This is a genomic window from Henriciella mobilis (genome assembly GCF_003576285.1).
Classification (GTDB): Bacteria; Pseudomonadota; Alphaproteobacteria; order Caulobacterales; family Hyphomonadaceae; genus Henriciella; species Henriciella mobilis.
In genome coordinates, this window is sequence record NZ_QWFX01000005.1 from 879,781 (window position 1) to 905,963 (window position 26,183).

Annotated in this window: 19 protein-coding genes; 16 read left to right on the top strand and 3 right to left on the bottom strand. The window is 61.2% G+C overall.

From position 1 onward, the window contains the following. Nucleotides 1-197 precede the first annotated feature (197 nt). Genes D1223_RS04080 through D1223_RS04090 form a run of 3 tightly spaced genes read left to right on the top strand, consistent with a single transcriptional unit; the run spans nucleotide 198 to nucleotide 4,543 of the window. Entirely contained in the window at nucleotides 198-929 is a 732-nt protein-coding gene (locus D1223_RS04080; protein WP_119375108.1) for an ABC transporter ATP-binding protein, read from the top strand. Further along, nucleotides 926-3,289, top strand: coding sequence for an ABC transporter permease (locus D1223_RS04085; RefSeq protein ID WP_233353030.1), 2,364 nt, complete (start codon nucleotides 926-928; stop codon nucleotides 3,287-3,289). The genes D1223_RS04080 and D1223_RS04085 overlap by 4 nt, the downstream gene beginning before the upstream one ends. Before the next feature lie 3 nt (nucleotides 3,290-3,292). After that, on the top strand, nucleotides 3,293-4,543 hold the full coding sequence (locus D1223_RS04090) for an efflux RND transporter periplasmic adaptor subunit (protein ID WP_119375110.1): 1,251 nt from the start codon (nucleotides 3,293-3,295) through the stop codon (nucleotides 4,541-4,543). Nucleotides 4,544-4,591: 48 nt separating this feature from the next. Here the strand turns inward: D1223_RS04090 and D1223_RS04095 are convergent, their stop codons facing one another. From D1223_RS04095 to D1223_RS04105, 3 genes are read right to left on the bottom strand one after another with little or no spacing between them, the layout of a single operon-like run. Beyond that, nucleotides 4,592-6,481, bottom strand: coding sequence for an acetyl/propionyl/methylcrotonyl-CoA carboxylase subunit alpha (locus tag D1223_RS04095; RefSeq protein ID WP_119375111.1), 1,890 nt, complete (start codon nucleotides 6,479-6,481; stop codon nucleotides 4,592-4,594). A 4-nt stretch (nucleotides 6,482-6,485) separates the two neighbouring features. After that, complete coding sequence (locus D1223_RS04100; protein ID WP_119375112.1) at nucleotides 6,486-8,087, bottom strand: carboxyl transferase domain-containing protein; 1,602 nt, start codon at nucleotides 8,085-8,087, stop codon at nucleotides 6,486-6,488. Next, the gene (locus tag D1223_RS04105) at nucleotides 8,084-9,235 is read right to left on the bottom strand and encodes an acyl-CoA dehydrogenase family protein (RefSeq protein ID WP_119375113.1); all 1,152 of its coding nucleotides are present in this window, start codon (nucleotides 9,233-9,235) and stop codon (nucleotides 8,084-8,086) included. Before D1223_RS04105 ends, D1223_RS04100 begins: the two co-directional genes overlap by 4 nt. A 143-nt stretch (nucleotides 9,236-9,378) precedes the next feature. Between D1223_RS04105 and D1223_RS04110 the strand changes: the two genes are divergently transcribed. From D1223_RS04110 to mdoH, 13 genes are all read left to right on the top strand, one after another. Next, complete coding sequence (locus D1223_RS04110; RefSeq protein WP_119375114.1) at nucleotides 9,379-10,260, top strand: LysR family transcriptional regulator; 882 nt, start codon at nucleotides 9,379-9,381, stop codon at nucleotides 10,258-10,260. Nucleotides 10,261-10,416: 156 nt separating this feature from the next. Continuing rightward, a complete protein-coding gene (locus tag D1223_RS04115; RefSeq protein WP_119375115.1) occupies nucleotides 10,417-11,814 on the top strand; it encodes an aldehyde dehydrogenase in 1,398 nt (465 codons plus the stop codon). Nucleotides 11,815-11,880: 66 nt separating this feature from the next. Beyond that, nucleotides 11,881-12,738, top strand: a complete 858-nt coding sequence (locus D1223_RS04120) for a p-hydroxycinnamoyl CoA hydratase/lyase (protein ID WP_119375116.1) — start codon at nucleotides 11,881-11,883, stop codon at nucleotides 12,736-12,738. Continuing rightward, entirely contained in the window at nucleotides 12,738-14,879 is a 2,142-nt protein-coding gene (locus tag D1223_RS04125; RefSeq protein WP_119375117.1) for an acetate--CoA ligase family protein, read from the top strand. The genes D1223_RS04120 and D1223_RS04125 overlap by 1 nt, the downstream gene beginning before the upstream one ends. 105 nt (nucleotides 14,880-14,984) lie before the next feature. Next, entirely contained in the window at nucleotides 14,985-16,307 is a 1,323-nt protein-coding gene (locus tag D1223_RS04130; RefSeq protein ID WP_119375118.1) for an MFS transporter, read from the top strand. 160 nt (nucleotides 16,308-16,467) lie between these two features. Then, nucleotides 16,468-16,710, top strand: coding sequence for a hypothetical protein (locus tag D1223_RS04135; protein WP_119375119.1), 243 nt, complete (start codon nucleotides 16,468-16,470; stop codon nucleotides 16,708-16,710). Further along, on the top strand, nucleotides 16,707-16,979 hold the full coding sequence (locus D1223_RS04140) for a hypothetical protein (protein WP_119375120.1): 273 nt from the start codon (nucleotides 16,707-16,709) through the stop codon (nucleotides 16,977-16,979). Before D1223_RS04135 ends, D1223_RS04140 begins: the two co-directional genes overlap by 4 nt. Then, nucleotides 16,972-18,669, top strand: a complete 1,698-nt coding sequence (locus D1223_RS04145) for an N-acyl-D-amino-acid deacylase family protein (RefSeq protein ID WP_119375121.1) — start codon at nucleotides 16,972-16,974, stop codon at nucleotides 18,667-18,669. The genes D1223_RS04140 and D1223_RS04145 overlap by 8 nt, the downstream gene beginning before the upstream one ends. Then, complete coding sequence (locus D1223_RS04150; RefSeq protein WP_119375122.1) at nucleotides 18,666-19,628, top strand: alpha/beta fold hydrolase; 963 nt, start codon at nucleotides 18,666-18,668, stop codon at nucleotides 19,626-19,628. Before D1223_RS04145 ends, D1223_RS04150 begins: the two co-directional genes overlap by 4 nt. Further along, nucleotides 19,625-21,145 (top strand): FAD-dependent oxidoreductase, encoded by a 1,521-nt coding sequence (locus D1223_RS04155; protein WP_119375123.1) that lies wholly within the window; start codon nucleotides 19,625-19,627, stop codon nucleotides 21,143-21,145. Before D1223_RS04150 ends, D1223_RS04155 begins: the two co-directional genes overlap by 4 nt. 19 nt (nucleotides 21,146-21,164) lie before the next feature. Then, complete coding sequence (locus tag D1223_RS04160) at nucleotides 21,165-21,872, top strand: TetR/AcrR family transcriptional regulator (protein ID WP_119375124.1); 708 nt, start codon at nucleotides 21,165-21,167, stop codon at nucleotides 21,870-21,872. Between the two features lie 184 nt (nucleotides 21,873-22,056). Beyond that, entirely contained in the window at nucleotides 22,057-23,817 is a 1,761-nt protein-coding gene (locus tag D1223_RS04165; RefSeq protein WP_119375125.1) for a glucan biosynthesis protein, read from the top strand. Beyond that, complete coding sequence (mdoH, locus tag D1223_RS04170; protein ID WP_119375275.1) at nucleotides 23,814-26,006, top strand: glucans biosynthesis glucosyltransferase MdoH; 2,193 nt, start codon at nucleotides 23,814-23,816, stop codon at nucleotides 26,004-26,006. The genes D1223_RS04165 and mdoH overlap by 4 nt, the downstream gene beginning before the upstream one ends. Nucleotides 26,007-26,183 lie beyond the last annotated feature (177 nt).

Consider the following 26,183-nt stretch of genomic DNA (forward strand, 5'->3'; position numbering starts at 1 on the left):
AATCGCATTCTCAAAATTTATCACGGCCGGTGCGTCTCTTTCCTTGGAGCTTGCTGGCATGGCCCAATGCGCTGCATCTGCTTCACATCCGGCATTCTCCCTATTGTGGTGTTGTCATGAAGGCGTGCTTTGTTGACGCTTGCGGCTGCATGTTTCTTGCAGCCTCATGTCGATTGAATTCCGGCCGGGACGGAGGAATGAAAACAAGCGACGATCCCAAGACGAGCGGTACGACGTTCGACGTGAAGCAGCTGACCCGCGTCTATGGCGAGGGTCCGGCAGCCGTGCACGCGTTGCGCGGCGTCGATCTGCAAATTCCGAAGGGTGATCTGGTCGTCTTGCTCGGGGCGTCCGGTTCGGGCAAGTCCACCTTGCTAAACATCCTTGGCGGGCTCGACCGCGCGACTGATGGCCAGGCCCACTTCTTCGACAAGGATCTGACGGCGATGTCGGATGCGCAGCTGACGCGCTACCGGCGACACCATGTCGGCTTCGTCTTCCAGTTCTATAATCTGATGCCGAGCCTGACCGCTCACGAGAATGTCGACCTCGTCACCGAGATTTCCGACAATCCCATGCCCGCCGATGAGGCGCTTGATCTGGTTGGCCTGTCTCACCGCCAGGACCATTTCCCCGCCGAGATGTCAGGCGGCGAACAGCAGCGGGTCGCGATTGCGCGGGCGATTGCCAAGCGCCCCACCGTCCTTTTCTGCGACGAGCCCACCGGCGCGCTGGATTCAACAACAGGCCGCCAGGTTCTGAGGGTGATCCAGGATGTGAATGCCAATCTCGGGACCACGGTCATGATCGTAACCCATGCCGCGGCCACGGCAGCGATGGCGCACCGGGTCATCCACATGGCTGACGGCGCTGTCCGGGAAGTCATCGAGAACGAGACGCGCTTGTCGGCCGAGGAGATCGAGTGGTGAGTCCGCTCGACCGCAAGCTGCTCCGCGACCTTTGGCGGATGAAACTGCAATCCTTCGCGATCGCGCTTGTGATTGCCGTCGGGGTGCTGCTGCTTGTTATGATGGATGGCCTGGTCAATTCGCTCGCCCAGACGCGCGATGCCTATTATGACCGCTATCGTCTGGCGGAGGTATTCGCCCCGGTCAAACGGGCACCCGATCATCTGCTCGACCGCATTGCCGCCATTCCCGGCGTCTCGGCTGTAGAGGGCAGGGTGGTGGGCGGGGCCCTGGTCGATGTCGAGGGCCAGACCGTGCAGGTGCGGGCACGGGCCGTGTCCCTGCCGGAATTCCGTGAGCCGCGCCTCAATGCAGTCTATCTCGCAGAAGGCCGCCGGCTCGACCCTCGGCGACTGGACGAGATCCTCCTGCTGCAGGGATTTGCTGATGCACACGGACTGGAGCCCGGCGACAGCCTGACGGCGACAATGAATGGTGCGCGACACACCTTCCGTATCGCCGGTCTCGCGCAGGCCCCCGAGTTCCTGTATTCGACTGCGCCTGGTGAACTCGCGCCGGATGACTCCCGCTTCGCCGTTCTATGGATGAATGAGGAAGCGCTCGCCGCCGCCTTTGACCTTGATGGCGCGTTCAACGAAGCGCTCGTCTCGCTGGACAGGGGCGCAAGCGAGCCAGCGGTCATTGATGCACTGGACCGGCTCCTCGACCCTTATGGCGTTACCGGGGCCTACGGTCTGGAAGACCAGATCTCGAACCGGTTCATCCATGAGGAAATCAGCGGCCTGCGCGCCTCTTCCCGCTCCGTGCCCCCCGTTTTCATGGGGGTGGCGGCCTTCCTGCTTTACATCGTCATCTCCCGGATGATCGAGTCCGAGCGTACCCAGATCGGCTTGCTCAAGGCGTTCGGCTATACGAGCGCTGAGATCGGCGCGCACTATCTGAAATTCATCCTGGTGATCTCTGTGGGCGGCGCGCTGCTTGGCTGCGGCCTCGGGGTGATGTCTGGACATGCGCTGTCTGGGCTTTACCAGCAGTATTACAAGTTTCCTTTCCTGATCTTCCGGGTCGATCCATCGGCTTTCATCACGGCGATCGTCGTTAGCGTTGCCTCGGCTTCGGCCGGCGGCTTCATTGTGCTTCGGCGGATATTTGCGCTCGCCCCGGCAGCCGCGATGCGTCCGCCAGCCCCGGCGGATTTCTCAAGTTCCGCCCGACTCGTCGCGGCGTTGCGCCGTTTCCTCGACCAGCCAAGCCGGATGATCGTCCGGCGGATTGCGCGCCAGCCCATGCGGTCCTTTGCTGCCTCCATCGGCATAGCCGTGGGCATGGGCCTGTCGGTTGCGATGCTCGGTGTACTGGGCGGGTTCGACAAGGCCGTCGAGCTGAACTTCAACGTCATCGACCGCAGCGATGCAAATGTATCCTTCGTGGAGCCGCTGGGCGAAAAGACCATCTACGAGCTGAAGCGCCTTGATGGAATTATCGAGGTCGAACCGTTTCGAAGCGTACCTGTCGTCCTGCGCAACGGCGTCAAATCACATCGTGGCGCACTCGACGGCTTGACTGAGGACGCCGAGCTCAACCGGGCGATGCGCGACGAGACCCATCAGGTCTATGCCCGCAAGGATGGGATCGTCCTGTCGAAACCGCTGGCGGCAAAACTTGATATCGGGCCAGGTGAGCTTGTCACGGTCGATGTGCGCGAAGGGCGCCGGCCGGTTCTCACCCTTCCTGTCGTGGCGGTCTCGCAGAGCCTGCTGGGTGCGCCTGCCTATTTTGAGCTGTCCGCCCTGAATGAAAGCCTCGAAGAGCCGGGGCGCGTGTCCGGTGCCTGGTTGAGGATCGATCCGGCCAAGCAGCAGGACGTGTATGAAGCACTCAAGAACATGCCGGCCGTCGCAGGCGTCTCCTTGAAGGATGAAGCACGCGACGCCTTGCAGCGCATGATGGATGAGGGCGCCGGCGCGACGCGCTATTACATGGCGATCATCGCCGCCATCATCACCTTCGGCATTGTCTACAATTCCGCCCGTATTGCCTTTGCCGAGCGTGCGCATGACCTGGCCAGCTTGCGGGTCCTTGGATTCACAAAATCCGAAGCGTCCTACGTCCTGCTTGGTGAGCTGGGGCTGATTACGCTGGCCGCATTGCCTATGGGTGCGTTTATCGGCACGGGGCTTGCTGGTGCGATTGCCGCGGGATTTTCAACCGATCTTTACACGATCCCGGCACAAGTAGGGTTCAGCAATGTCGGGAGCGGAGCCCTGGCAGTGCTGATTGCGGCGTTGATCGCTGGCTGGCTGGTAAAGCGCGATGTTGACCGGCTTGAACTTGTTTCCGCGCTGAAGTCGAGAGAGTAGGACATGGCTGCCCGGAATTCGCGATCCCGCCCGATCATTCTTGCCAGCATTTTGCTGTCGCTGCTGGTCCTGTTCGCTTGGGCCTTCTGGCCGCGCCCGGTGGCGGTCGACCTTGGCGTCGTCGAGCGCATGCCGATGCAGGTGACGATCGATGAGGAAGCGCGGACCCGCGTTCGCGATGCCTATGTCGTGTCCGCGCCTGTCGGCGGGCAGTTGCTGCGTGTCGATGTTGAGCCCGGTGATGCCGTTGCAGGTGGCGATAGCGTGATTGCGCGGATGCTGGCCGCCGCACCACCAGCTCTGGATGTTCGCACGCGAGAACAGGCCCGTGCCGGTGTTAGCGCCGCCGAAGCGGCCCTGCGAGTTGCGCGTTCCAGCCTGAGCAGCGCCATCGCCGACCAGGACCTTGCCGAAACCGAATTTGCGCGAGTATCTAATCTCAGTGAAAGCGGCGCAGAATCGCAGGCGCGTCTTGATCAGGCCCGCCGCGTGAAACGCGCCGCCGATGCCGCCGTCGACACGGCAAGGGCTGTCATTGCGATGCGTGAGGCGGAACTGGCCAATGCGCGTGCCCAACTGATTGAATTCCAGTCTGAGAATGGTGCCGGTGCAGGTGACGACGCGTCTTCTTCTCGCGACGGTGTGACCATCCCGATCACGGCGCCGATCAGCGGGCGGGTGCTCAGGGTCATGCAGGAAAGCGAGACCACCCTGGCCGCTGGTCAGCCCATCCTCGAAATCGGTGATGTCTCGAATGATCTCGAAGTACTTGCCGAGCTTCTGTCGTCCGATGCCGTCCAGGTCGAGCCGGGTGACGAGGTCATCATCGACAATTGGGGCGGTGGTGAGCCGCTCAGCGGTGTCGTCGACCGCGTCGAGCCATGGGGGTTCACCAAGTTCTCGGCGCTCGGTGTCGAAGAGCAGCGGGTCAACACCATCATCCGGTTTTCCGATCCTCTGTCCGACCGAAGCGCCCTCGGGCATGGCTATCGCGTCGAGGTTCGTATTGTCACCTGGGAAGATGATGATGCGCTGACCGTTCCGTCAGCGGCGCTGTTCCGGCAAGGCGGTGAGTGGTCTGTCTTTATCGTGGAGGAGGGGCGCGCCCGGATCGTGCCGGTCGACGTGGCCCGCAACAACGGCCAGCTAGCAGCATTGGTCAATGGTCCGGGCGAAGGGACCGAGGTGATCCTTTATCCCAGCGATACTCTGGTGGAGGGCGTGCGCGTCGAAAGGCGCGCCCAAGGTGAGTAAGGTCCGGCGCTAGCGGTCAAGCCAGCGCTGATACGTACGCTCAATCGTTCAGTCCTCTGCCTCGTCCGCAACGATCTGCATCAGCAGGACGCCTTCCGCGACAGATTTGTCGGCTTCCGCGTTGAGCCCTTCAACGGTGCCGTCAAAGGGTGCGGTCAGCGTGTGCTCCATCTTCATGGCTTCCAGCGTGACGAGCGTCTGACCTTTTTCGACCTTTTCACCTTCCGAAACGCTGACCGAAACGACCCGGCCCGGCATTGGAGATGTAATCGCACCGGTGGCGAGGGCGGCGTCGCCCAGCACGTCGTGCCGCCTGGGCTGAACGTGGAATGGCCAGCCCTGCTGGACGAGAATTGCGCCGTTGCCAAGCGGGTAGACATAGGTGCCGTCGGTTACTTTCTGCTTCGTGAGGCTGGTGGAAACGATCTCGCCGTCGAGAAGCAGTTGCGTATCCAGATCGGGCGCACTGCCAGCCCGGAAACCTGTCAGCTCTGTCCAGGGGGAAACACTGGCCGGCTTGGCCAACTCAACCAATTCGAGTGCGGCATAGGACAGCGCGGCTTTGCACGCCTCTGGCGGCGTGACCAGCGCGTCGAGATTGGCATCTATGAAACCGGTTGTGACGTTGAAATCAGCAAAGTTTTCATGGCGCAGGAGCCGCGACAGGAAGCCCGCATTGTTATGCACGGGCCAGGTCGCAACGCCGTCGCAAGCTTGAGCAAGCGAAATACGGGCCGCATCGCGATTGGCCCCAAAGGCGACAAGCTTCGCAATCATCGGGTCGTAGAAGGGCGTGACGCTGTCGCCCGTCGAAACGCCGGTTTCGAGCCGGATCGTATCTGGAAGGGCCAGCACATCCAGTTTGCCGGTGGAGGGCAGGAAGCCGGTAGCGGGGTTTTCAGCGTAGAGCCGGGCTTCCATCGCCCAGCCATTGATCGACAGCTCGTCTTGCTCTTTTGGGAGCGGCTCGCCCGAGGCGACTCTCAGCTGCCATTCAACGAGGTCCTGCCCGGTGATCATCTCGGTAACAGGGTGCTCCACCTGCAGGCGGGTGTTCATTTCCATGAACCAGATCCTGTCGGCGCGCAGGCCTTCTGAGCCGTCAGCGATAAACTCCACTGTGCCGGCACCGACATAGTCGACAGCCTCGGCCGCGCGAACAGCAGCGGCGCAAACGGCCTCGCGTGTCTCCTCATCCATGCCGGGAGCGGGGGCCTCCTCGATCACTTTCTGGTGGCGGCGCTGCAGCGTGCAGTCGCGCTCGAAGAGGTGGACAGTATTGCCATGGCTGTCGCCGAAGATCTGAACCTCGATATGGCGCGGATCGGTGATCCACTTTTCCAGCAACACCCGGTTGTCGCCGAAGGAGGCTTTCGCTTCGCGTTGGCAGGAGGCGAGCGCGTCGGCAAAATCCTTCGCCGTCTCGACTTTGCGCATGCCCTTGCCGCCACCGCCGGCGACCGCCTTGATGAGGACAGGGTAGCCGATCTTGTCCGCCTCTTCCTTGAGGCGCTCGGGGGACTGGTCTTCGCCCAGATAGCCGGGCGTGGTCGGAACGCCGGCTTCCTGCATGAGGGATTTGGCGGCGTCCTTCAGGCCCATGGCGCGAATGCTGTCCGCGTTCGGCCCGACCCAGGTGAGGCCGGCTTTCTTTACGGCATCGGCGAAGCCGGCATTCTCTGACAGGAAGCCATAACCGGGGTGGATCGCTTCGGCGCCGGAGGCCTTGGCGGCCTCGATGATCTTCTTGCCAACGAGATAGCTCTCGGCGGCCTGCGCCGGGCCGATATGCACGGCCTCGTCAGCAAGGCGCACATGAAGCGCGCTCGCATCGGCGTCGGAGTAGACGGCAACTGTGCGAATGCCGAGGCGGCGGGCGGTGCGGATGACGCGGCAGGCAATCTCGCCGCGATTGGCAATGAGGAGGGACTTGATCATCGGCCTACATCCTGAAGATGCCGAACTGGGCACGTTCGGGGATCGGGGCATTCAGCGTGGCGGCAAAGGCAAGGCCGAGCACGTCGCGGGTTTGGGCCGGATCGATGATGCCATCGTCCCAGAGCCGGGCGGTGGCATACCAGGGATTACCCTCGCGCTCATATTTTTCGCGGATCGGGGCCTTGAAGGCTTCGGATTCTTCGTTCGACCACTTGTCGGCGTCGCGGTGGACGGTGGCCAGGACGCTCGCAGCCTGTTCGCCGCCCATGACGGAGATGCGGCTGTTCGGCCAGGTGAACAGGAAGCGCGGCTGGTAGGCGCGTCCGCACATGCCGTAATTGCCAGCGCCGAAGCTGCCGCCGATCAGCACGGTGATCTTCGGCACCTGCGCAGTGGCGACCGCTGTCACCAGTTTCGCGCCATGCTTGGCGATACCTTCGGCCTCATACTTTCCGCCGACCATGAAGCCCGAAATGTTCTGCAGGAAGAGCAGCGGGATGCGCCGCTGGCAGGCCAGCTCGATGAAGTGTGCGCCTTTCTGGGCGCTCTCGGAATAGAGCACGCCATTATTGGCGAGGATTGCGACAGGCATGCCCCAGATATGCGCGAAGCCGCAGACCAGCGTGGTGCCATAGAGCGCCTTGAACTCATGGAACTCCGATCCATCAACCAGCCTCGCAATGATCTCCTTGACGTCGAAAGGCGTGCGCAGGTCCGGCGGCAGGATGCCGTAAATGTCTTCGGACGGGTATAGAGGGGCTTTGACGTCCTGGTAGTTCAGCTCGCGGCTGCGGCTTGGCTGCAGCGTGGAGACGATGTCACGGACGATGGTGAGGGCATGCTCATCATTTTCGGCGAGGTGGTCGGTGACGCCGGACTGGCGGCTGTGCACGTCCCCGCCGCCAAGGTCTTCGGCGGAGATGACTTCCCCGGTTGCAGCTTTGACAAGCGGCGGGCCGGCGAGGAAGATCGTTCCCTGCTCGCGAACGATGATCGTCTCGTCCGACATGGCCGGCACATAGGCTCCGCCCGCGGTACAGCTACCCATGACGCAGGCAATCTGCGGGATACCCTTCGCCGACAGGTTAGCCTGATTGTAGAAGATGCGGCCGAAATGTTCCCTGTCCGGGAAGACTTCATCCTGGTGGGGCAGGTTGGCGCCGCCGGAATCGACCAGGTAGATGCAAGGCAGGTGGTTCTCCAGCGCGATTTCCTGAGCGCGAAGGTGCTTCTTCACCGTCATTGGGTAGTAGGTGCCGCCTTTAACGGTCGCGTCATTGGCGACGATCATGACCTGCCGGCCCGAAACCTGTCCGATGCCCGCAATCATGCCGGCGCCGGGGATATCCTCGCCATACATGCCATTCGCGGCGAGCTGGGCGATTTCCAGGAAGGGTGAGCCCGGATCAAGCAGGTGACGCACGCGGTCGCGAGGAAGCAGCTTGCCGCGTGAGAGGTGGCGTTCGCGCGACTTTTCGCTACCGCCGAGCGCGGCGGTCTGGATATGCTCGCGCAGCGAGCCGCAGAGCTTCCGGTTGTGCTCAAGATTGGCCTCGAAGGCCGGATCGCCTGCGTTCACATGGCTTGTCAGGACTGGCCCGCTCATCCCTTCATCAACTCCCGTCCGATCAGGAAACGCCGGATTTCATTCGTCCCTGCGCCGATATCATAGAGCTTGGCATCACGCACGAAGCGTTCGACCGGCCATTCCTTGGTATAGCCAGCGCCGCCGAGCGCCTGGACAGCTTCCATCGATATCTTCACGGCGTTTTCGCTCGACATCAGGATCGCCCCCGCCGCGTCGAACCGGGTCGTGCGGTCGTCATCACATGCACGGGCAACAGCGTAGACATAGGCCCGCGAGGAATTCAGCGCGACATACATGTCGGCGAGCTTGGCCTGCATCAGCTGGAAGTCGCCGATCGGGCGGCCGAACTGCCTGCGCTCGCGGACATAGGGCAGGACCGTGTCGAGGCAGGCCTGCATGATGCCGAGCGGCCCGCCGGAGAGGACCGTGCGCTCATAGTCGAGGCCGCTCATCAGGATCGCTGCCCCCTGGCCTTCCACGCCCATGACATTCTCGTCCGGGACGAAGCAGTCCTGGAAGACCAGCTCACCAGTGTAGGAGCCTCGCATGCCCATCTTGTCGAGTTTGCGCGAGCAGGAGTAACCCTTGAAGCCCTTTTCAACCAGGAAGGTCGTCACGCTTTTCGAGCCCGCCTCTGGGTCGGTCTTGGCATAGATGACCAGCGTGTCCGCAATCGGGCCGTTGGTGATCCAGAACTTGGTACCGTTCAGGACGTAGCCGCCGTCGACTTTCCTCGCGCGCAGCGACATGCTCATCACGTCAGACCCGGAACCGGCTTCAGACATGGCCAGCGCGCCGACGTGTTCGCCGGAGATCAACTTCGGCAGGTAGCGCGCCTTCTGGTCAGGCGTTCCCCAGCGGCGGATCTGGTTGACGCAGAGATTTGAGTGTGCGCCATACGATAGGCCGATCGAGGCCGAGGCGCGCGAGATTTCCTCCATCGCGACCACATGGTGGAGGTAGCCAAGGCCGAGCCCGCCATCCTCTTCACCGACCGTGATACCGTGCAGGCCGAGTTCGCCCATCTCCGTCCAGACCCAGCGCGGGCACTCATCGGTCTCGTCGATTTCTGCAGCGATGGGGGCGAGGCGGTCACGGGCGAACCGCGCCGTCGTCTCGCGGATCATGTCGGCTGTTTCGCCCAGAGAAAACTCAAGTCCACTCATCTTGTCCGGCTCCCTTGCGTGTCTGCGCTCCTTTTACCAGACGCCATTGAATAGATGAAATTGAAAGAATATGAACATTGTTATAGACCGTATAAATAAATCAGCCGCCACCTGTAAGGCGCGAAAAGTCTGCGGGCTTAAAGATGATAGACCGGTATCTCGTTCGCTATTTCCTCGCTGTTGTTGACCAGGGCACGTTCTCCCGCGCCGCGCGTGAGACCAATGTCGCCCAGCCGACGCTGTCTGTCGGGATTGCCAAGCTTGAGTCCCTGCTCGGTGAAACCCTGTTTGAAAGATCAACCCGCCGGATCAGCCTGACCAGCGCCGGGGCCCGTTTCCTGCCGCATGCCCGCCGCATCGAAAGCGAGTTCAACCAGGCCGCTGTTTCTGTTCGCTCGGAGGGGACACCTGAAGTCTTCCGGCTTGGTATCCTGTCGACCATCCCGGCGCGCCTCGTTGGTCAGGCATTTGGCGAGGTTCTCTCGGCGCATCCAGAGATGCGTGTCGAGATCGTGGAGGGCTCTGAGAAGGAACTGACCAATGCGCTCGCCCGCCGAAGGGTTGATACGGCGCTAACCATTGTCGGGCGCGGCGGCGAGAGGAACGTCGAGGAGCGGCTTTACACCGAACCCTACCATGTCGCGATGATGGCCGATCACCCTTGCGCGTCGCAAAGTGCCGTGACGGTGGAGGACCTCGCGGGCAGTATCATGATGGTCAGGCGCCATTGTGAGGCCCTTTCCGAAACCAGCCGTTTCTTTACCGAGCAGGGTGTGCGTCCGTTCTTCTCATTCCGCTCGTCCAATGATGAGCGTGTGCTGGCCATGGTGGCATCCGGGCTGGGGATTACCGTCATGCCGGCCAGTTACGACGCGCCTGGTGTTGCGCTGCGGCCCCTGGAAGGCTTCACGCTCGAACGCAGTATCGGACTCATTTTCCGGAATGAAGAGGGAGCGAAATCCCTGCCGGAGCCGATCGAGGCGGGCTTTCGGTCACTGGTCGATCTTTCTCCCGTCCGCGCCTGAGCACAGGTCCCGGTGTCTCCTCATTGATGACCAACCGTATGCCGGTGGAAGGTGCGACCTTCAGAACTCAACAAGGCTATTGGATATAGCGTTCTGTAATGCTATAGGTCATAACAATAAACTGATAAGCCTATTGGCATGACAGGGAGTGTTTCCATGCAATTCGAACGCGTTAACGCGATTACGGGGGACGTCGCCAGCAGAGCTGAGGCCATGACAGTTGATCAGGCATCGGCAATCGCCGAGACAGCGGCCCGCGGTCATGCGGACTGGGCGGCAATGGGCCCAAATGCGCGCCGGGCGGTCCTGATGAAAGCTGCTGACGCGCTTGAGGCGCGCAAAGATGACTTCGTCGCAGCCATGATGAATGAGGTTGGCGCGACCGCCGGATGGGCAATGTTCAACCTGATGCTGGCGGCGGGCATGGTTCGCGAAGCCGCGTCCATCACCACCCAGATCAATGGTGAGGTGATTCCGTCCGACAAGCCTGGCTGCCTGTCCATGGCGCTGCGCGAGCCGGTTGGGGTCATTCTGGGTATCGCCCCGTGGAACGCTCCCATCATTCTCGGTGTGCGTGCGATTGCGGTGCCGCTGGCCTGTGGGAATTCGGTGATCCTGAAGGCGTCTGAAGCCTGTCCCCGCACTCATGCGCTAATCATTGAAGCCTTCGCGGAAGCAGGATTCCCGGAAGGGGTTGTCAATGTCGTGACCAATGCGCCCGAAGATGCCGCAGACGTGGTTGGCGCTCTCATCGATCATCCGGCCGTGAAGCGGATCAATTTCACCGGCTCGACGGCTGTTGGGCGGATCATCGCCAAGCGCGCCGCCGAACACCTCAAGCCTTGCCTGCTCGAGCTTGGCGGCAAGGCGCCAATGATCATTCTTGAAGACGCAGACCTCGATGAAGCGGTCAAGGCCGCTGCCTTCGGTGCGTTCATGAATCAGGGCCAGATCTGCATGTCGACGGAGCGGATCATCGTTGTCGAGGCGGTGGCCGAGGCATTCGCTGAAAAATTCGCCGCCAAGGCGAATTCCATGCCTGCCGGCGATCCGCGCGAGGGGAATACACCGCTCGGCGCTGTCGTGGACCGGAAAGCGGTAGCTCACGTGAACAGCCTCATCGAAGATGCCGAGAACAAAGGCGCCGACATACTCTCGGGCGGTGTCGCGGACTCCGTGATCATGGCTGCCACGGTCGTCGACAAGGTGACCGCCGACATGAATCTCTATCGCGATGAAAGCTTCGGGCCAGTCGTTGCCATGATCCGTGCGAAAGACGAAGCCGAGGCGATCCGGCTTGCCAATGACAGCGAGTACGGCCTTTCGGCGTCGGTCTTCACACAGGATGCGGCCCGCGGCCTTTCGGTTGCGCGGCAAATCAAGTCCGGAATCTGCCACGTCAACGGACCGACCGTTCACGATGAGCCGCAAATGCCATTCGGCGGTGTCGGCGCGTCCGGCTATGGCCGGTTTGGCGGCAGAGCCGGCATCGATGCCTTTACCGAGTTGCGCTGGATCACCATGGAAACCCAGCCCGGCCACTATCCGATCTGATCGACCGATCAGCGCTTTTCAAAGAATCCGGGAGCCATCCCGGCACCAACTTACAAGGGTACCAGTATGACCAAAGACCGCGCCGAGGCCGACACCGTCGCCTATGAAATCGAAAACCGAATTGCATGGGTGAAATTTAACCGCCCTGAAAAACGCAACTGCATGAGCCCGAAGCTCAACCGCCAGATGATGCGTGTGCTCGATGAACTCGAATTTCGCGATGACGTGGGCGTCCTGGTCCTGACGGGCGAAGGTTCGGCCTGGACCGCCGGCATGGACCTCAAGGAGTATTTCCGGGAGACCGAAGCCGAAGGCCTGGGTGCCGTGCGCCGCTCGCAACGTGAGTCCTATGGCTGGTGGCGGCGCTTGCGCTGGTATCAGAAGCCAACCATTGCCATGGTCAATGGCTGGTGTTTCGGTGGCGGGTACGGTCCGCTTTTCTCTTGCGATCTCGCTTTCTGCGCCGATGAGGCGCAGTTCGGCCTGTCGGAGATCAATTGGGGCATCCTGCCAGGCGGCGGTGCCACGAAGATCGCAGTTGAACTGCTGAATTTCCGCAATGCGATGTACCACGCCATGATGGGTGAGAATGTCGACGGTAAGACGGCTGCTCAATGGGGTCTGGTGAATGAGAGCCTGCCGGCGGACAAGCTGAAAGCACGTGTCACGGAAGTGGCGAGCGTGCTGCTTGAGAAGAACCCGGTCGCGTTGAAGGCGACGAAGGATGCGATCCGCCGTGTCGGTGAGATGACCTATGACAATGCCGAGGATTACCTTGTGCGCGCTCAGGAAGCTGCCAACTCATTCGACAATGATGGCCGCAAGGAAGGCATCAAGCAGTTTATCGACGAGAAATCCTACAAGCCGGGCCTCGGCGCCTATGACAAGTCGAAGCAGAAAACGACGAAGAAGGCCAAGGCCTGATGCCTGCGCCGTCGGATAGCCTTAGCGCTGAAGCAGCGACGATCGATCTCGAACGCCTTCTCAATCCGCGCTCGGTTGTCATTGTCGGCGCCTCGCCAACGCCTGGCGCTCTTGGCGCTTCGGTGCTTGGCAATCTGGAACGCGGCGGCTTCAAGGGCGAGATCCATCTCGTCAATCCGAAGCGTGACATGATATCGGGGCGGCCCTGCGTCCATTCCATCGACCAGCTTCCGGACGGCATTGACGCTGCCGTTCTGGCTATTCCGCGCGCCGGTGTTATTGGCGCGCTCCGCGAGCTGGCGAGGAAAAAGACCGGCGGGGCCGTGATCTTCTCGGCCGGGTTTGCCGAAGGCGGCGAAGAGGGCATGGCCGAGCAGGAAACGATTGGCCGGATTGCCCGCGAAGGCGGCATGGCGGTCGAAGGGCCGAACTGCCTTGGCTTTGTAAACAACAAGGACGGTGTTGCCCTGACCTTCGTCGAAACACCGGCCGCCAATCTCGGCGACGGAGACGGTGTCGCCATCGTCTCGCAAAGCGGCGCGATGGCGGCTGTCCTGCAGGTCACCCTCGCCAGCAAGGATCTCGGCGTAACGCTTTCCGTTTCGACGGGCAATGAAGCGGCCACCGGTGTCCAGGACTATGTTGAGTATCTCGTCGACGATCCGCGTACGCGCGTGATCTCCATGATCGTCGAACAGTTTCGTGATCCGGCTCGCTTTCTCGACCTGGCTGACAAGGCCCGCGAGAAGGGCAAACCGATCATCCTTTTGCACCCGGGCAAGAGCGAGGCGGCGCGGCAGTCCGCGGCGACCCATACAGGTGCGATGGCGGGCGACTATGCGCTGATGCGCAGCCTGGTCGAGCATCATGGTGTCCTCATGGCCGAGACACTGGAGCATCTGGGTGACCTCACCGAGCTTGCCATGCGATCTAACCGGTTCTCCGGGGAAAGCGGCGCAGCCATCCTCACAGAGTCAGGGGCTTTCAAGGCGCTGTCGCTGGACCTTGCGGAAGAGGTCGGCCTCAACCTGCCGGAGATGCATGACGCGGATTCGCCTGCCATGCGCGCGGCGCTGCCCGATTTCGTGCCTGTTTCGAACCCTGTCGACCTGACCGCGCAGGCCCTCGTCGATCCGGAACTGTATCAGCGCGCCATCGCTGCGCTCGTCGGTGATGACCGGGTCGGGTCGATCCTGCTTGGCATCATCCAGACCGACCCTGCCACAGCAGAAAAGAAGCTGCCGTCCATCATCGCTGCGATCGAAACGCTGAAGCCGGAAAAGCCAGTCATCTATGCGGGTCTTGATGAGGGGGCCGAGGTGCTGCCCGAGTTCATAAGCAAGCTTCGCACCCTCGGCGTAGCCTGCTACCCGACCGCCGAGCGTGCCATTCGCGCCATCGCAACGCTAAGCCGGGCCCCAGGGGGCAAGGCGCCTGTGCGGCCATCCTCCCGAAAGATTGACGTATCTCTGCCCAGTGGTGCGGGTGTTGTGCCGGAATATCTCAGCAAGACCATCCTGCGTGAGGCTGGTCTGGCCTTCCCGGACGGCAAATTCGCTGAGAGCGAAGACGCGGCTGCTGCGGCTGCCGATGCCATCGGCTATCCCGTCGTGCTCAAGGCCCAGTCCGCTGAGCTGTCACACAAGAGCGATGCGGGCGGTGTGGCGTTGGGCCTTGAGTCTGAAGCGGACCTGCGCCGGGCCTTCAACAAGATGTACGCCGATGTCGGCAATTACTCACCCGGCCTGACGCTCGATGGCGTGCTCGTCGAAAAGATGAGCGCCAAGGGGGTCGAGATGATTGTCGGGGCAAGGCGCGATGCTGCCTGGGGCCCGGTGACTCTTGTCGGCTTTGGTGGTGTTCAGGCCGAAGTGCTGAAGGATTTTCGGCTCCTGCCGCCGGATCTTTCGCCCGCTGAAATTCATGATGAATTGCTGACGCTGAAATCTGCCAAGCTGCTAACAGGGTTTCGCGGCAGTGCGCCAGTCGATCTTGATGCGCTATGCGAGATGGTCAGTGAGCTTGGAGCGTTGATGATGTCGCAGCCGAGAATCCTTGAAGTCGATCTTAATCCAGTGGTGGTGCGCGGTGCCGGGAAAGGCCTCGATATACTCGATGCACTTATCCTGCTGGGTGCATGAAGAGGGAACACTTCAACCCGGATATTCGGAGACCAGAAGTCACGTCAAAAAAGTCCATCCACGAGCTGCGAGCTTGTGAGAAAACAGAATGGACAGGGAGGAAAAATGTCGGATCAGCCCGTGGAAATACTCGCACGCGAACGGATGGGGCGTGCCCAGATTGTCGTCATCGTTCTGTGTGTACTGCTTAATGGCCTCGACGGGTTCGATGTCCTTTCCATCAGCTTTGCTGCGCCTGGTATAGCGGAAGAGTGGGGGATCAGCCGTGGCGCGCTCGGCCTCGTCCTGTCCATGGAGCTGATCGGCATGTCGGTCGGCTCGATCATTCTCGGCCAGGCGGCTGACAGGATCGGCAGGCGTCCAATCATCATTACGAGCCTGTGTGTCATGACTTTGGGGATGTTCCTCGCAGCGACGGCGAATAGCGTTCCAGTCATGTCAGGCTATCGCCTTTTCACGGGGCTCGGAATTGGAGGCATGCTTGCCTGTACGAACGCGATGGTCGCCGAATATTCCAACGATCGCTATCGCAGCCTCAACGTGACGATCATGGCCACCGGCTATCCACTGGGTGCAATCATTGGCGGGGTGATCGCCTCGCAATTGCTGGCCCATTTCGACTGGCGTGCCGTCTTTATCTTCGGCGGTGTCATGACTGCTCTCATGCTGCCGGCGGTGCTGGTTGCCATGCCGGAATCGGTGTCGTCGCTGGCGGCGCGGCGCCCGGCAGGGGCGCTCGAGAAGATCAACAGGACGCTGAAACGCCTCGGCCATTCTGCGCTGGAGCGGTTGCCGGACCTGAAGGAAAGTGCTGCGGCGAGCGGTGGTGGAGGCCTTCGCCGCCTGCTGGGGCCTGCGCTGATTGCAGTCACGCTCCTGCTGACGCTGGCCTACTTCGCCCACATCATGACTTTCTACTACATCCTGAAATGGATTCCGAAGCTAGTGGTCGACATGGGCTATGTCCCCTCCGAGGCAGGCAACGTGCTTGTCTGGGCCAATGTCGGTGGCGCGACTGGCGGCATTGTGCTCGGCCTGCTTTCCCGAAAGCTGGATATTCGCTGGCTGACAATCAGTGTCCTCGCCTTGGCGTTCGTTTTCGTCACCTATTTTGGCGCAGGGCATGACACGCTGCGGGCATTGTCGGTTGTGTCGGCGATGGTGGGTTTCTTCACCAACGCCGGCGTGGTGGGGCTGTATGCGCTGATCGCCAAATACTTTCCGGCCGATGTCAGGGCGGGCGGAACTGGATTCGTGATTGGAATAGGCCGGGGCGGTGCGGCCCTCGGGCCGATCATTGCAGGCTATCTGTTCGAATCCGGGCAGGGGCTGCAAACGGTTTCGATTTACATGGCCAGCGGTGCCGTCATTGCCATGATAGCCTTGATCCTTCTTGGACGCCGCAGCAAGGCGCTTGCGGACGCCTGATCCCATCTCAATCGACAAAACGGCAAAGGCGAACCGGTGGGTTCGCCTTTCTTGCTGCCATCCGGCCTTTATCAATGAGGTCTGGCGTCCCTCCAATTCCGTCTTGCGCAAAAAATCAGAACATGTTCTAAAAACAAGAAAACGAATGCAGGGGAGAAACATGACGGCGACAACACTTTCAACAGTCAGGAAGTCCGTGCTGCCGCAAGCCGGTGACACCTGGGCAAGCATTGCCGCCCGTGAGCTGCCGGACATGGCGGAGGCTGATGCGGTATCCGGGCTTCAGAGCTGGAACCTGCACGTCTTCATGCGCGCGCCTGCGCCTGAGGGAAGCCCGCGTGCCGGCAACCCGATCCTGCCGAGCGATGTGATCTTTATCGAACCGCCACTCGCCGCTGCATGAGCGGCGCTGTCATCCAGCATGTCAGGGTGGCGGCCGCCCATGACGGGGTCGCCGAGCTGATTGTGACGCTCGCCTTCGAGAATGGCGGGCGCTCGCTCGTGACGCTTGATGAATTCGCCACCCGCAAGCTGATGGAACTGACCGGTGCCGACCAGCCGGAAGACCTGGCCGGTGCGGGCTGGGAGCATGTGCGCGATGCGCTGGCTGTTTCCTCCGCCCGCTACCTCAACGACCAGACACAAGACCAAAGGGAAACCCCTCATGTATGATCTCATCATCCGCAACGGCACCGTCGTCGACGGATCCGGCCTGCCTGGCTATCAGGCTGATGTCGCCGTCAAAGGCAATCGCATCGCCAGGATCGGCAAGATCACCGAAACCGCCGGAAAAGAGGTCGACGCTTCGGGTAAAGTCGTCGCGCCCGGCTTCATTGATCCGCATACGCACTTCGATGCCCAGCTCCTCTGGGATGGAGCGGCGAAGCCTGCCCTTTCGCATGGCGTCACAACGATCGTTCCGGGCAATTGCTCGCTGTCTCTCGCCCCGCTCAAGGCCGATCACCGCATGCGCCTCGTCGGCATGTTCAATCAGATCGAGGAGATGCCCTACAAGGCGTTCCGGGAGGGTGTCGTATGGGACTGGGAAACCTTCTCCGAATACATCACCCGCATTCGTAAAGGTCTCGCGATCAACGTTGCGCCGCTTGTGGGCCACAGCGTCATCCGCCTCTGGGTCATGAACGACGCCGCCACAGAGCGCACCGCTACGGATGAGGAAATCGCGGAAATGCAGGATGTGCTGCGCGAGTGCCTCAATGCCGGAGCGGCGGGCCTGTCGACCAGCTATGTCGACATGGACGAGACGCTTCAGCCGGTCCCCAGCCGCTATGCCGATGCCCGCGAAGTGGATGCGCTGGCCTCGGTCCTCGGCGAATACGGCCGCATGCTGCAGATCGTGCCGGAATTCTACGATCCGGACCTGACAATTGCCCGGCTCGATCAGCTCGCCGAGCTGTCCATCAAGTACCAGATACCGACGACCTTTTCGCCGCTGTTCGTGAATTCGGACAATGTCGACGCCGTCGATAAAGTGATGAAGCGGGTCGATGAGCAATTTGCGCGCGGCGCCCGTGTCTGGCCTCAAGTGCAGACGCGCCCGATCGACATTTCCTTCTCCTTTGCAGTGCCGAGCCTGCTCTTCATTCGCTTCCCCGGCTGGTACCGCGTGATGCGCTTCGGCAGCCCGGAAGAGATCAGGGCGCACTTTGCCGATCCTGAGAACCGCAAGGCGCGGGCTGAAGAGGTCGCTGAATACAAGGACCTCTGGCCAAAGCTGGTGCTGCGCCAGGTGAAGACCGACGCGAACCAGAAATATGTCGGCAAGACGCTGGCCGAGATCGCCAAGGAGCGGGGCGTCACGCCGGTCGAGGCGATGATCGATCTTTCCGTTGAAGAAGACCTCGACGCGCATTTCCTGGCTGCTGACATGGGGCACAACAACGACGACAAGGTTGTCAGCCTGCTCAAGCATCCGCGTGTCCACATCGGCGCGAGTGATGGCGGCGCGCACATTCTCTCCTTCTCGACCTATGGCGACACCGGCTATCTGTTCGGCCACTTCGTGCGCGACCTGAAGACGATGCGGCTTGAGGATGCGGTGAAGAAGATCACCTCCGACACGGCCTCTATCTGGGGTATTCCTGAACGTGGGCTGCTGCAGCCGGGCTATATCGCGGACATTGCCATTTTCGATCCCGAAACCGTTGATCGCGGTGTCGAGAGATTCGTCCAGGACGTCCCGGGCGATGGCAGCCGCTATATTCGCGACTCCCACGGCGTTGATACTGTCATCGTCGGTGGCGGCGTCGCCTGGTCGGCCAGCGATGGCTATCAGGAAGCGCGCGGCGCAATTCTGCCCGGGGCTCGCGATGACCAGCCTGAACTGGTAGCCGCCGAATGAGCTGGCCGGGTGTAAGCGAGCGCCGCGTCGCGACAAACGGGATCGAGCTCAACATTGCAGAAGCCGGACAAGGACCGCTTGTCCTGCTTCTGCATGGCTTTCCTGAATCCTGGTATTCGTGGCGGCATCAGTTCAAACCGCTCGCAGACGCTGGCTATCACGTCGTCGCGCCCGACATGCGCGGCTATGGCAAGAGTGACAAGCCGCACGAGATCGAAGCTTACAACCAGGTCGAAGTCCGCAAGGATATCATCGGTCTCATCGATACGCTCGGTTATGACGAAGCTGTTGTGATCGGCCATGACTGGGGAGCGCCGACGGCCTGGGCTTGTGCGTTGCACCATCCGGACAAGGTGCGCGCGGTTGGGGCCCTGTCGGTGCCCTTCATGCCGCGCTCGCCCGTTCAGCCGATGCCTGCCATGCGTGAGATGTTCAAGGGGCAATTCTTCTATCAGCTCTACTTCTTCGAGCCGGGCGTCGCCGAGGCTGAATTCGAGGCCGATGTCCGAACCGCCCTGAAGAAATTTCTGGTGATGGCCGGTGGTGAAACCGATCTTACCAGTCTTCCGGCGAAGGGTCCCGATGACGACATGTTTTCCGGGCTTCCTGAGCCCAAGACGCTACCGCCCTGGCTCAGCGAGGACGATCTCGATTTCTACACTGCGGAGTTTGAGCGATCCGGCATGCGTGGCCCGCTCAACTACTATCGCAATCATGATCTTGCCTGGAAGCTCACAGAAGGCGCGCCTGAGCATATCGACCAGCCAGCCTTCTTTCTTGCTGGCCTCAAGGATGGCGTCATCATGATGGCGGCCGAAGCCTATCAGGCCATGCCGACTTATGTCCGGGACCTGCGCATCAATGAGCTGATCCCGGGGATCGGCCACTGGACGCAGCAGGAAGCACCGGACGAGACGAACAAGGTCATCCTCCGCTTCCTCAAGGAGATTGATGGATGAGAGAAGACGTCCTGGTCATCGGTGCGGGGATTGGCGGTCTGTGCGCAGCGCTTTCACTCGCGCCGACCGGCCGGCAGATCACATTGCTGGAGCGGGACCAGCCGCCGCCTAGCGACGATCCAGATGTAACTTTTCTGGACTGGCACCGCCAGGGCGCCGGGCATGTCCGCCAGAGCCACGCCTTCCTCGCGCGTCTCAGGAGTATCATCAAGCAATCGCATCCGCGTCTGCTGGACGAGTTGTTGTCCATGGGCGCGCGCGAACTGACGTTCGACATGATGCTGACCGAACTGCAGCAGGAGACTTACGAGCCAGCGCCCGAAGATGCGGAACTGACCATTATTACCAGCCGGCGGACGACACTCGAACTGACCATGCGGCGGTATGTCGAAAGCCTTGAGAACGTGACCATCAGGCCGGGCTTCTTTGTGCGTGATCTGATGACCCGAAAGGCCGAAGACGGCGTTGTTGAAGTTCTGGGAGTGCGCGGCGAGGAGGGCGGTTTGACACGCGAGCTGACAGCCCAGGTCATAGTCGATTCCAGCGGCAAGTCAGGATTCACGATCCAGCAGCTGATGGATGAAGGCGCTACGATTACCGAAGAGAGCGAAACGGCGGGTATTCTGTATTTCACCCGCCACTATCGCCTGCTTCCCGGTATGGAGGAGCCGTCGCGGACCGAAAACCCGCCTGGCAGCGGTGATCTTGGTTACCTGAAGTTCGGCGTATTCCCTGGGGACAATGGCTGTTTTTCGATCACCATCGCTGTGCCGGAAGTCGAGATCGAGCTTCGCAAGGCGATCCTCAATCCGGACACGTTCCATGCAATTACGCTAGAGCTTCCGGGGCTTGAGCCATGGACCAATGACCGCCGGTCCGAGCCGAGAGGCAAGGTCTATGGCATGGGGGACCTGCACAGCCGCTGGCGCTACATGGTCAACGATAGCAAGCCAGCGACGCGAAACTACTTCCCGCTGGGCGACACGCTGGTCCGGACAAATCCGCTATACGGGCGTGGCTGCTCTTTTGCCGCGGTTAGCGCCGAAGCACTGAGAGCGTCGCTGGCTCGGTCTACAGATCCGGACGAACAGCAGATCGCTTACCATGCGGCCCTGCAGGAAGAATTGCGGCCCTACTACATCAATCAGCGCCGCCAGGACCGGTCGGCCATAAAGCGCGCCAGGAATGCGTTGACACCCGGTTACCGGGCCGGCTGGAAAGCCCGGATGATGGAGAGCTTCTTTGAGGACGGCGTGCGGATTGCGATACGTTCCGATGTGGGGCTTCTCCGTCAGGCGATGCGCGGGTTTCACATGCTGGAGCATCCGGACAAATGGCTCGGAAAGCCGGGCAATCTCATGAAAGTGCTCTACTACTGGTCACGCGGGAAGAAGCGGAACGCCGCGGCCTATCCGCCCAATCCCGGCCCGGCCCGCGATGAAATGCTGCGGAGCCTTGCAATCGACGAGCAGGCAGATATCTCGCGTCTAGCAGATCACGCGGCGGTAGCCGCGTAGCACGATCACGGGAGAGGGTGTGGCTGACGATCTTGGCAAGCGTGAAAAGGCAAAGGCGGAGCGCCGCTTGCGCATCGTCCGCGCGGCACGCGACCTGATCCGGGAGACAGGCGACACAGAGCTCTCCATGCGCACGCTCGCCCAGCGGGCTGAAGTCAGCCTGTCGACGCCATACAATCTGTTCGGGTCGAAGCGCGCGGTTGTGCTGGCTGTGCTTGAGGATGTACGTGATTTTGCCAAACGCTTCCCGCGTCTTGCCGTGTCCAACAGCATCGACCGGATCTTCGCCGCCCACGACCTGGCCTTCGGCTACTATACCAGCGACCCGGACTTCTACCGCACGCTTTGGCGCGCGCTGCTTAATACGACAGGGCCAGACGAGACGGGCCTCTCCTCTCCGGAAAGGATCGACCAGACACGCGCCATCTGGCTGGGCATGGTCCGTGCCGCCTGCGATGACGGCTTTCTGGGACGGGATATCCCATCGCACATTGTCTTGCAGGCCATGGCGCACACGACTGGCGGAGCACTTTTGTCCTGGGCGATGGGGAGCCTGCCGACAAAGGAGCTGACGCCGTCGGTCGGCATCGGTTATGCGCTGATCCTGAAGGGCGCGGCCACGCCGGCCGGGGCGCCGCTCATCGATGCCCATCTCTCGGCTTACCGGGCGCAGCGCGCCACGGTGAATCCTGCAAGTCTGCCCAACCACGTTTCCGAAACGCTCTAGACTTCCAACCTTTTCCCAGGTCTGTACGCTGGCTGATTTCGACGCCGGAACATTAAACTTTGTTCCTGAAGCAGCCCAATTCGCAACCAATTCAGCGACAATTCATTCGATCCTTCTCAAAGATGGTTGCAGTGCAGCATTTCCGGGCCGAGCCTGCCTGGTGCTGACAGGATCGAGGTGAGCTGTGAAGCCGATTGGGGTAACAGGGACAGGCAAGCTGTTCACTGCAATCGCAGTCTTCGGTCTCGTTGGCTGTGGAGGCGAAGACCGCCCGGCCAAGGGCGACATGGGTCCGGAAAATGCGGTTGTCGAGCCGGAGTCCAGCGACCAGCCCGTGCCGCCGCCATCAGGCCACGATGAGACCGCGGGCATCGTCTTTCCCGGCATCGTTACGGATCACGAGCCCGATATCGGAAACGGGCCACCCCTCACAAAGAGCCCCCCACAGGACAGCGAGGCGGATGCCGCCGACCCGACCGGTGCTGCGCGCGATATGTCATTGCCACAGGACGACGAAAGCTCGCTGACGGGAATGGCGCGCGTCGAAGCTGCCGCAAGATCGCTCGCCAGCAAACCCTATGAGCCGCCACCCGCAACACCCAAAGCCGCCTCCCAGCTCGACTATGACCAGTTCCGCCGCATTCAGAACCTCGACGGTTCGATCCTCTGGGAAGGTGACCTGGCCGGCTATCGCGTTCATCTTGATCCCAGCGGTTATCTCTTCAGCCACCGCATCAAGCTGAACATAGTTGAAAACGGTGAGGTCACCGAAAAATCCTACGCGCCGGGCCAGTTCGATTTTTTCGACCTTCCGCTCGATGAGGAGGCGAAACAGGCGCTCGGTTACTCCGGGTTTCGCGTCCTTAGCGCGTTCAACCGCGCGGGCAAATTCGACGAAGTCATCAGCTTTCGGGGCGCCAGCTTTTTCCGCGCTCTCGGTGCCGGCACGCTTTATGGCGCCTCAGCCCGCGGCATTTCCATCGGAACCGCCTCATCGGAGGGCGAGGAGTTTCCGGTGTTCCGGGAGTTCTGGCTCGAGAAACCTCAGGCGGGAGACGATGGTATCACGCTCTATGCGCTTCTCGATGGCAAGAGCGTCACCGGGGCTTTCGCGTTTCGCGTGGAGCCGGGGCCGGATACACAGGTTCATGTCCAGGCGAGCATCATTCCGCGTCGCCAACTGGAAAATTTCGGCATCGTTCCGCTGACCAGCATGTACTATTTTTCGCCGCATGATGCGGTGAAGCAGCGGGATGATTTTCGACCGGCTGTCCATGACTCGCAGGGGCTGTCCTTCCGCCTACGCAATGGTGAGTGGGTATGGCGCCCACTGAGCAATCCCCAGCAATTGCAGATGTCGATCCTGGCGAATGATGTTCCGCTGGGGTTCGGCCTGATGCAGCGCCAGCGGGATTTCGATGCCTATTCGGATATCGAAGCCGGATACCATCTGCGCCCCAGCGTCTGGGTTGAGCCAGGTCAGGGCTGGGAGAAGGGCGAGCTGACCCTGGTCGAAATCCCAACATCAAACGAATACAACGATAATATCGTTGTGTTCTGGAAGCCGGGTAAGGCGTGGGAAAAGGGTGCGGAGCACCACTTCTCCTATACATTGCACTGGGCACTGAACCCGCCGGCAATCCCGTCTGTTGCCGCCGTCTCCCAAACGCGCTCCGGTCAGGTGCCCAACAGCGGCAATCGCCTTTTCGTCATCGACTTTGAACCGACAAATACCGAGCTTCTTGAGGCTGCTGAGGCAAACGTGTCGGCGTCAGCGGGCGAGGTGTCCAATGTCACGATCAAGCATCAGCATGAGACCGGCCTGACCCGGCTCAGCTTCGAGCTCGACCCCGGAAGTGCGCAAGTTGTGGAGCTGCGAGCCCTGCTGACGCGCGGCGGGAAGGCTGTCACCGAGACATGGATCTACCGCTGGAGGGCGTCATGACGGTTTATCGTTCGCGGCCGACCGAGTTCCCGGTAGATATGCCGGACCAGGCATTCCGGTCACGCCGGGCGGAGTTCCGCCATCGGCCACGCTCCCGCCTTTGGCGCAAGCTTTTCGTCCTGGCCGCGTCGCTCGCGCTGACGGGCTGGGCAACCCATGAAATGTATCAGGTGCTCGCTGTCTCCAGTCTCACCATCCTCGAATGGATGCTGCTGGCCGTATTTGCACTGAATATCAGCTGGATCTGCTTTGCCTTCGTGAATGCAACGATCGGCTTCATTTGTGCGGTTCGGGCCGAGCGGTCTGCGGTCACGTCATCGGCCGTGCCAGTCAGTATTTCGACAGCGCGCACCGTCATCGCTTTCCCGGTTTACAATGAGCCTGTTGATCAGGTCTTTCCGGCCGTGCTGGCAACCGCCAGACAGATGGCTGGCGCACCGGGCCGATATGAGTGTTTCATTCTTAGTGATACAACCGATCCTGACATTGCGCTGCTCGAAGAAGCCGGCGTCAGACAGTTGCAGAAGAAGGCACCCGCTGATGTCGCCATCCGGTACAGGCGCCGGACGATCAATCATCACCGCAAGGCGGGCAACATCAGGGATTTCGTGACCCGCTGGGGTGGGCGCTACGATTTCATGATTGTCTATGACGCTGACAGCCACATGTCGCGAGAGACGATCCTGGCCCTGGTAGAAGCCATTCACGCCCAACCCCGTACCGGCCTGGTGCAGACCATCCCGCAACTCGTTGGTGCGTGCACCCTGTTTGCCCGCGCCCAGCAATTCGCATCTGCACTCTACGGGCCCGTGCTCGGCCATGGCATCGCCTGGTGGGCGCAGAAGGAAGGTAATTTCTGGGGGCACAATGCGATCATTCGCGTTAGCGCGCTGGCCGAGAGTGCAGGGCTCCCCTCAATACCCGGCAAGGCGCCGCTTGGCGGGTCGATCCTCAGTCATGACTTCGTCGAGGCCGCGCTGCTCAGGCGAGCCGGATGGAATGTCGAGATACGGCCAGACCTTGGTGGTTCCTATGAGGAAGGCCCGCCGACAATCATTGATCATGTCGTTCGCGACCGGCGCTGGTGCCAGGGCAACATGCAGCACATGGCCGTTCTGGCACGGGCGCGTCAGCTCACCTGGACCAGCCGGTTCCATCTCGTGAACGGTATCTTCTCCTATCTCGCATCGCCCTTATGGCTGATCTTCATTACGCTTGGCATGCTGCTCTCGCTGCAGAACAGCTTCATGGTGCCGGACTATTTCGGCGATGGCGCATCGCTTTTCCCGACCTGGCCAGTCATCGACTCAGAACGTGCGCTGAGCCTCTTCGTCGTGACCATGGCGATCCTGTTTGCACCGAAGATATACGGCCTTCTTTATGGCTGGATCAGCCGGACATGGCGCAGGAAAGTCGGCGCGGCACGGACCGCCGTGGGCGTGGCGAGCGAGCTTGTCGTTTCCGTGCTGATGGCGCCAATCCTGATGGCGACCCAGACGGGCGCTGTGATCAGTGTGTTCAGCGGGCGAGATTCCGGATGGTCGCCGCAGGCCCGCAGTGATGGGCGGTATTCCTTCGCCACAACCTTCACCCAATGTATTTTCCCGACCTTTCTCGGTGTCTTCCTGACCGGGGCAGCCATCGCGATTTCACCCGTCTATGCCGCCTGGCTTGCGCCGGCCACGGTCGGTCTGATCTTCAGTGCACCCATCATTTATTTCACCTCGAAGCCGGAAGCTGGCGACTTCGCTGGCCGTCATGGCGGTCTCGTGACGCCAGCGAGCCTGGATGAGCCGGACTGTTACTCAGATGCTCGGTCACTCAAGCCCGTTTTCGCCAGCCTGGAGCCGGATCGCTTGCAGACGCTGTTGCTCGATCGCGACCGGCAGAGGGAGCGCGCATCCCTGATCGACCCGTTCTGGCCTCTCGATCCCAACGATGTTCATCCCCCGCTTGCCATGGCGCGCGCCCGGGGGGAGCGGGCAAGCTCCGTCTACGAACTCTCGGCTTTGCTGAGCCCTGCCGAGCGTATGGCGCTTCTGAATTCGAATGGCGACATGCAGGCCATGAGTTTCAGGTTTTCCTCTGTCGTTGCGCGGCGCCGGCAGCTTGAGGGGAACGCGACGGCGCCGGCCCAGGCCAAGTGGACTGCAGCCAGCGCTCAAAGCATGCGTGACGGCAAGGCCTGATTCTGCTATCCATCCTTCCCTTACGTAAGGTGCTGAGTCACTTGCCCTCAGGAGGACGGAATCGTGCGACATTCGAAATCGATGCTGTTCCAGCAGACCACCAGACCTACACACGAAGTGGCGCCACATCAGCTGAAGTGTTTCCGTCATTGTAGTTTTAAGAATTTGGACCTAGAC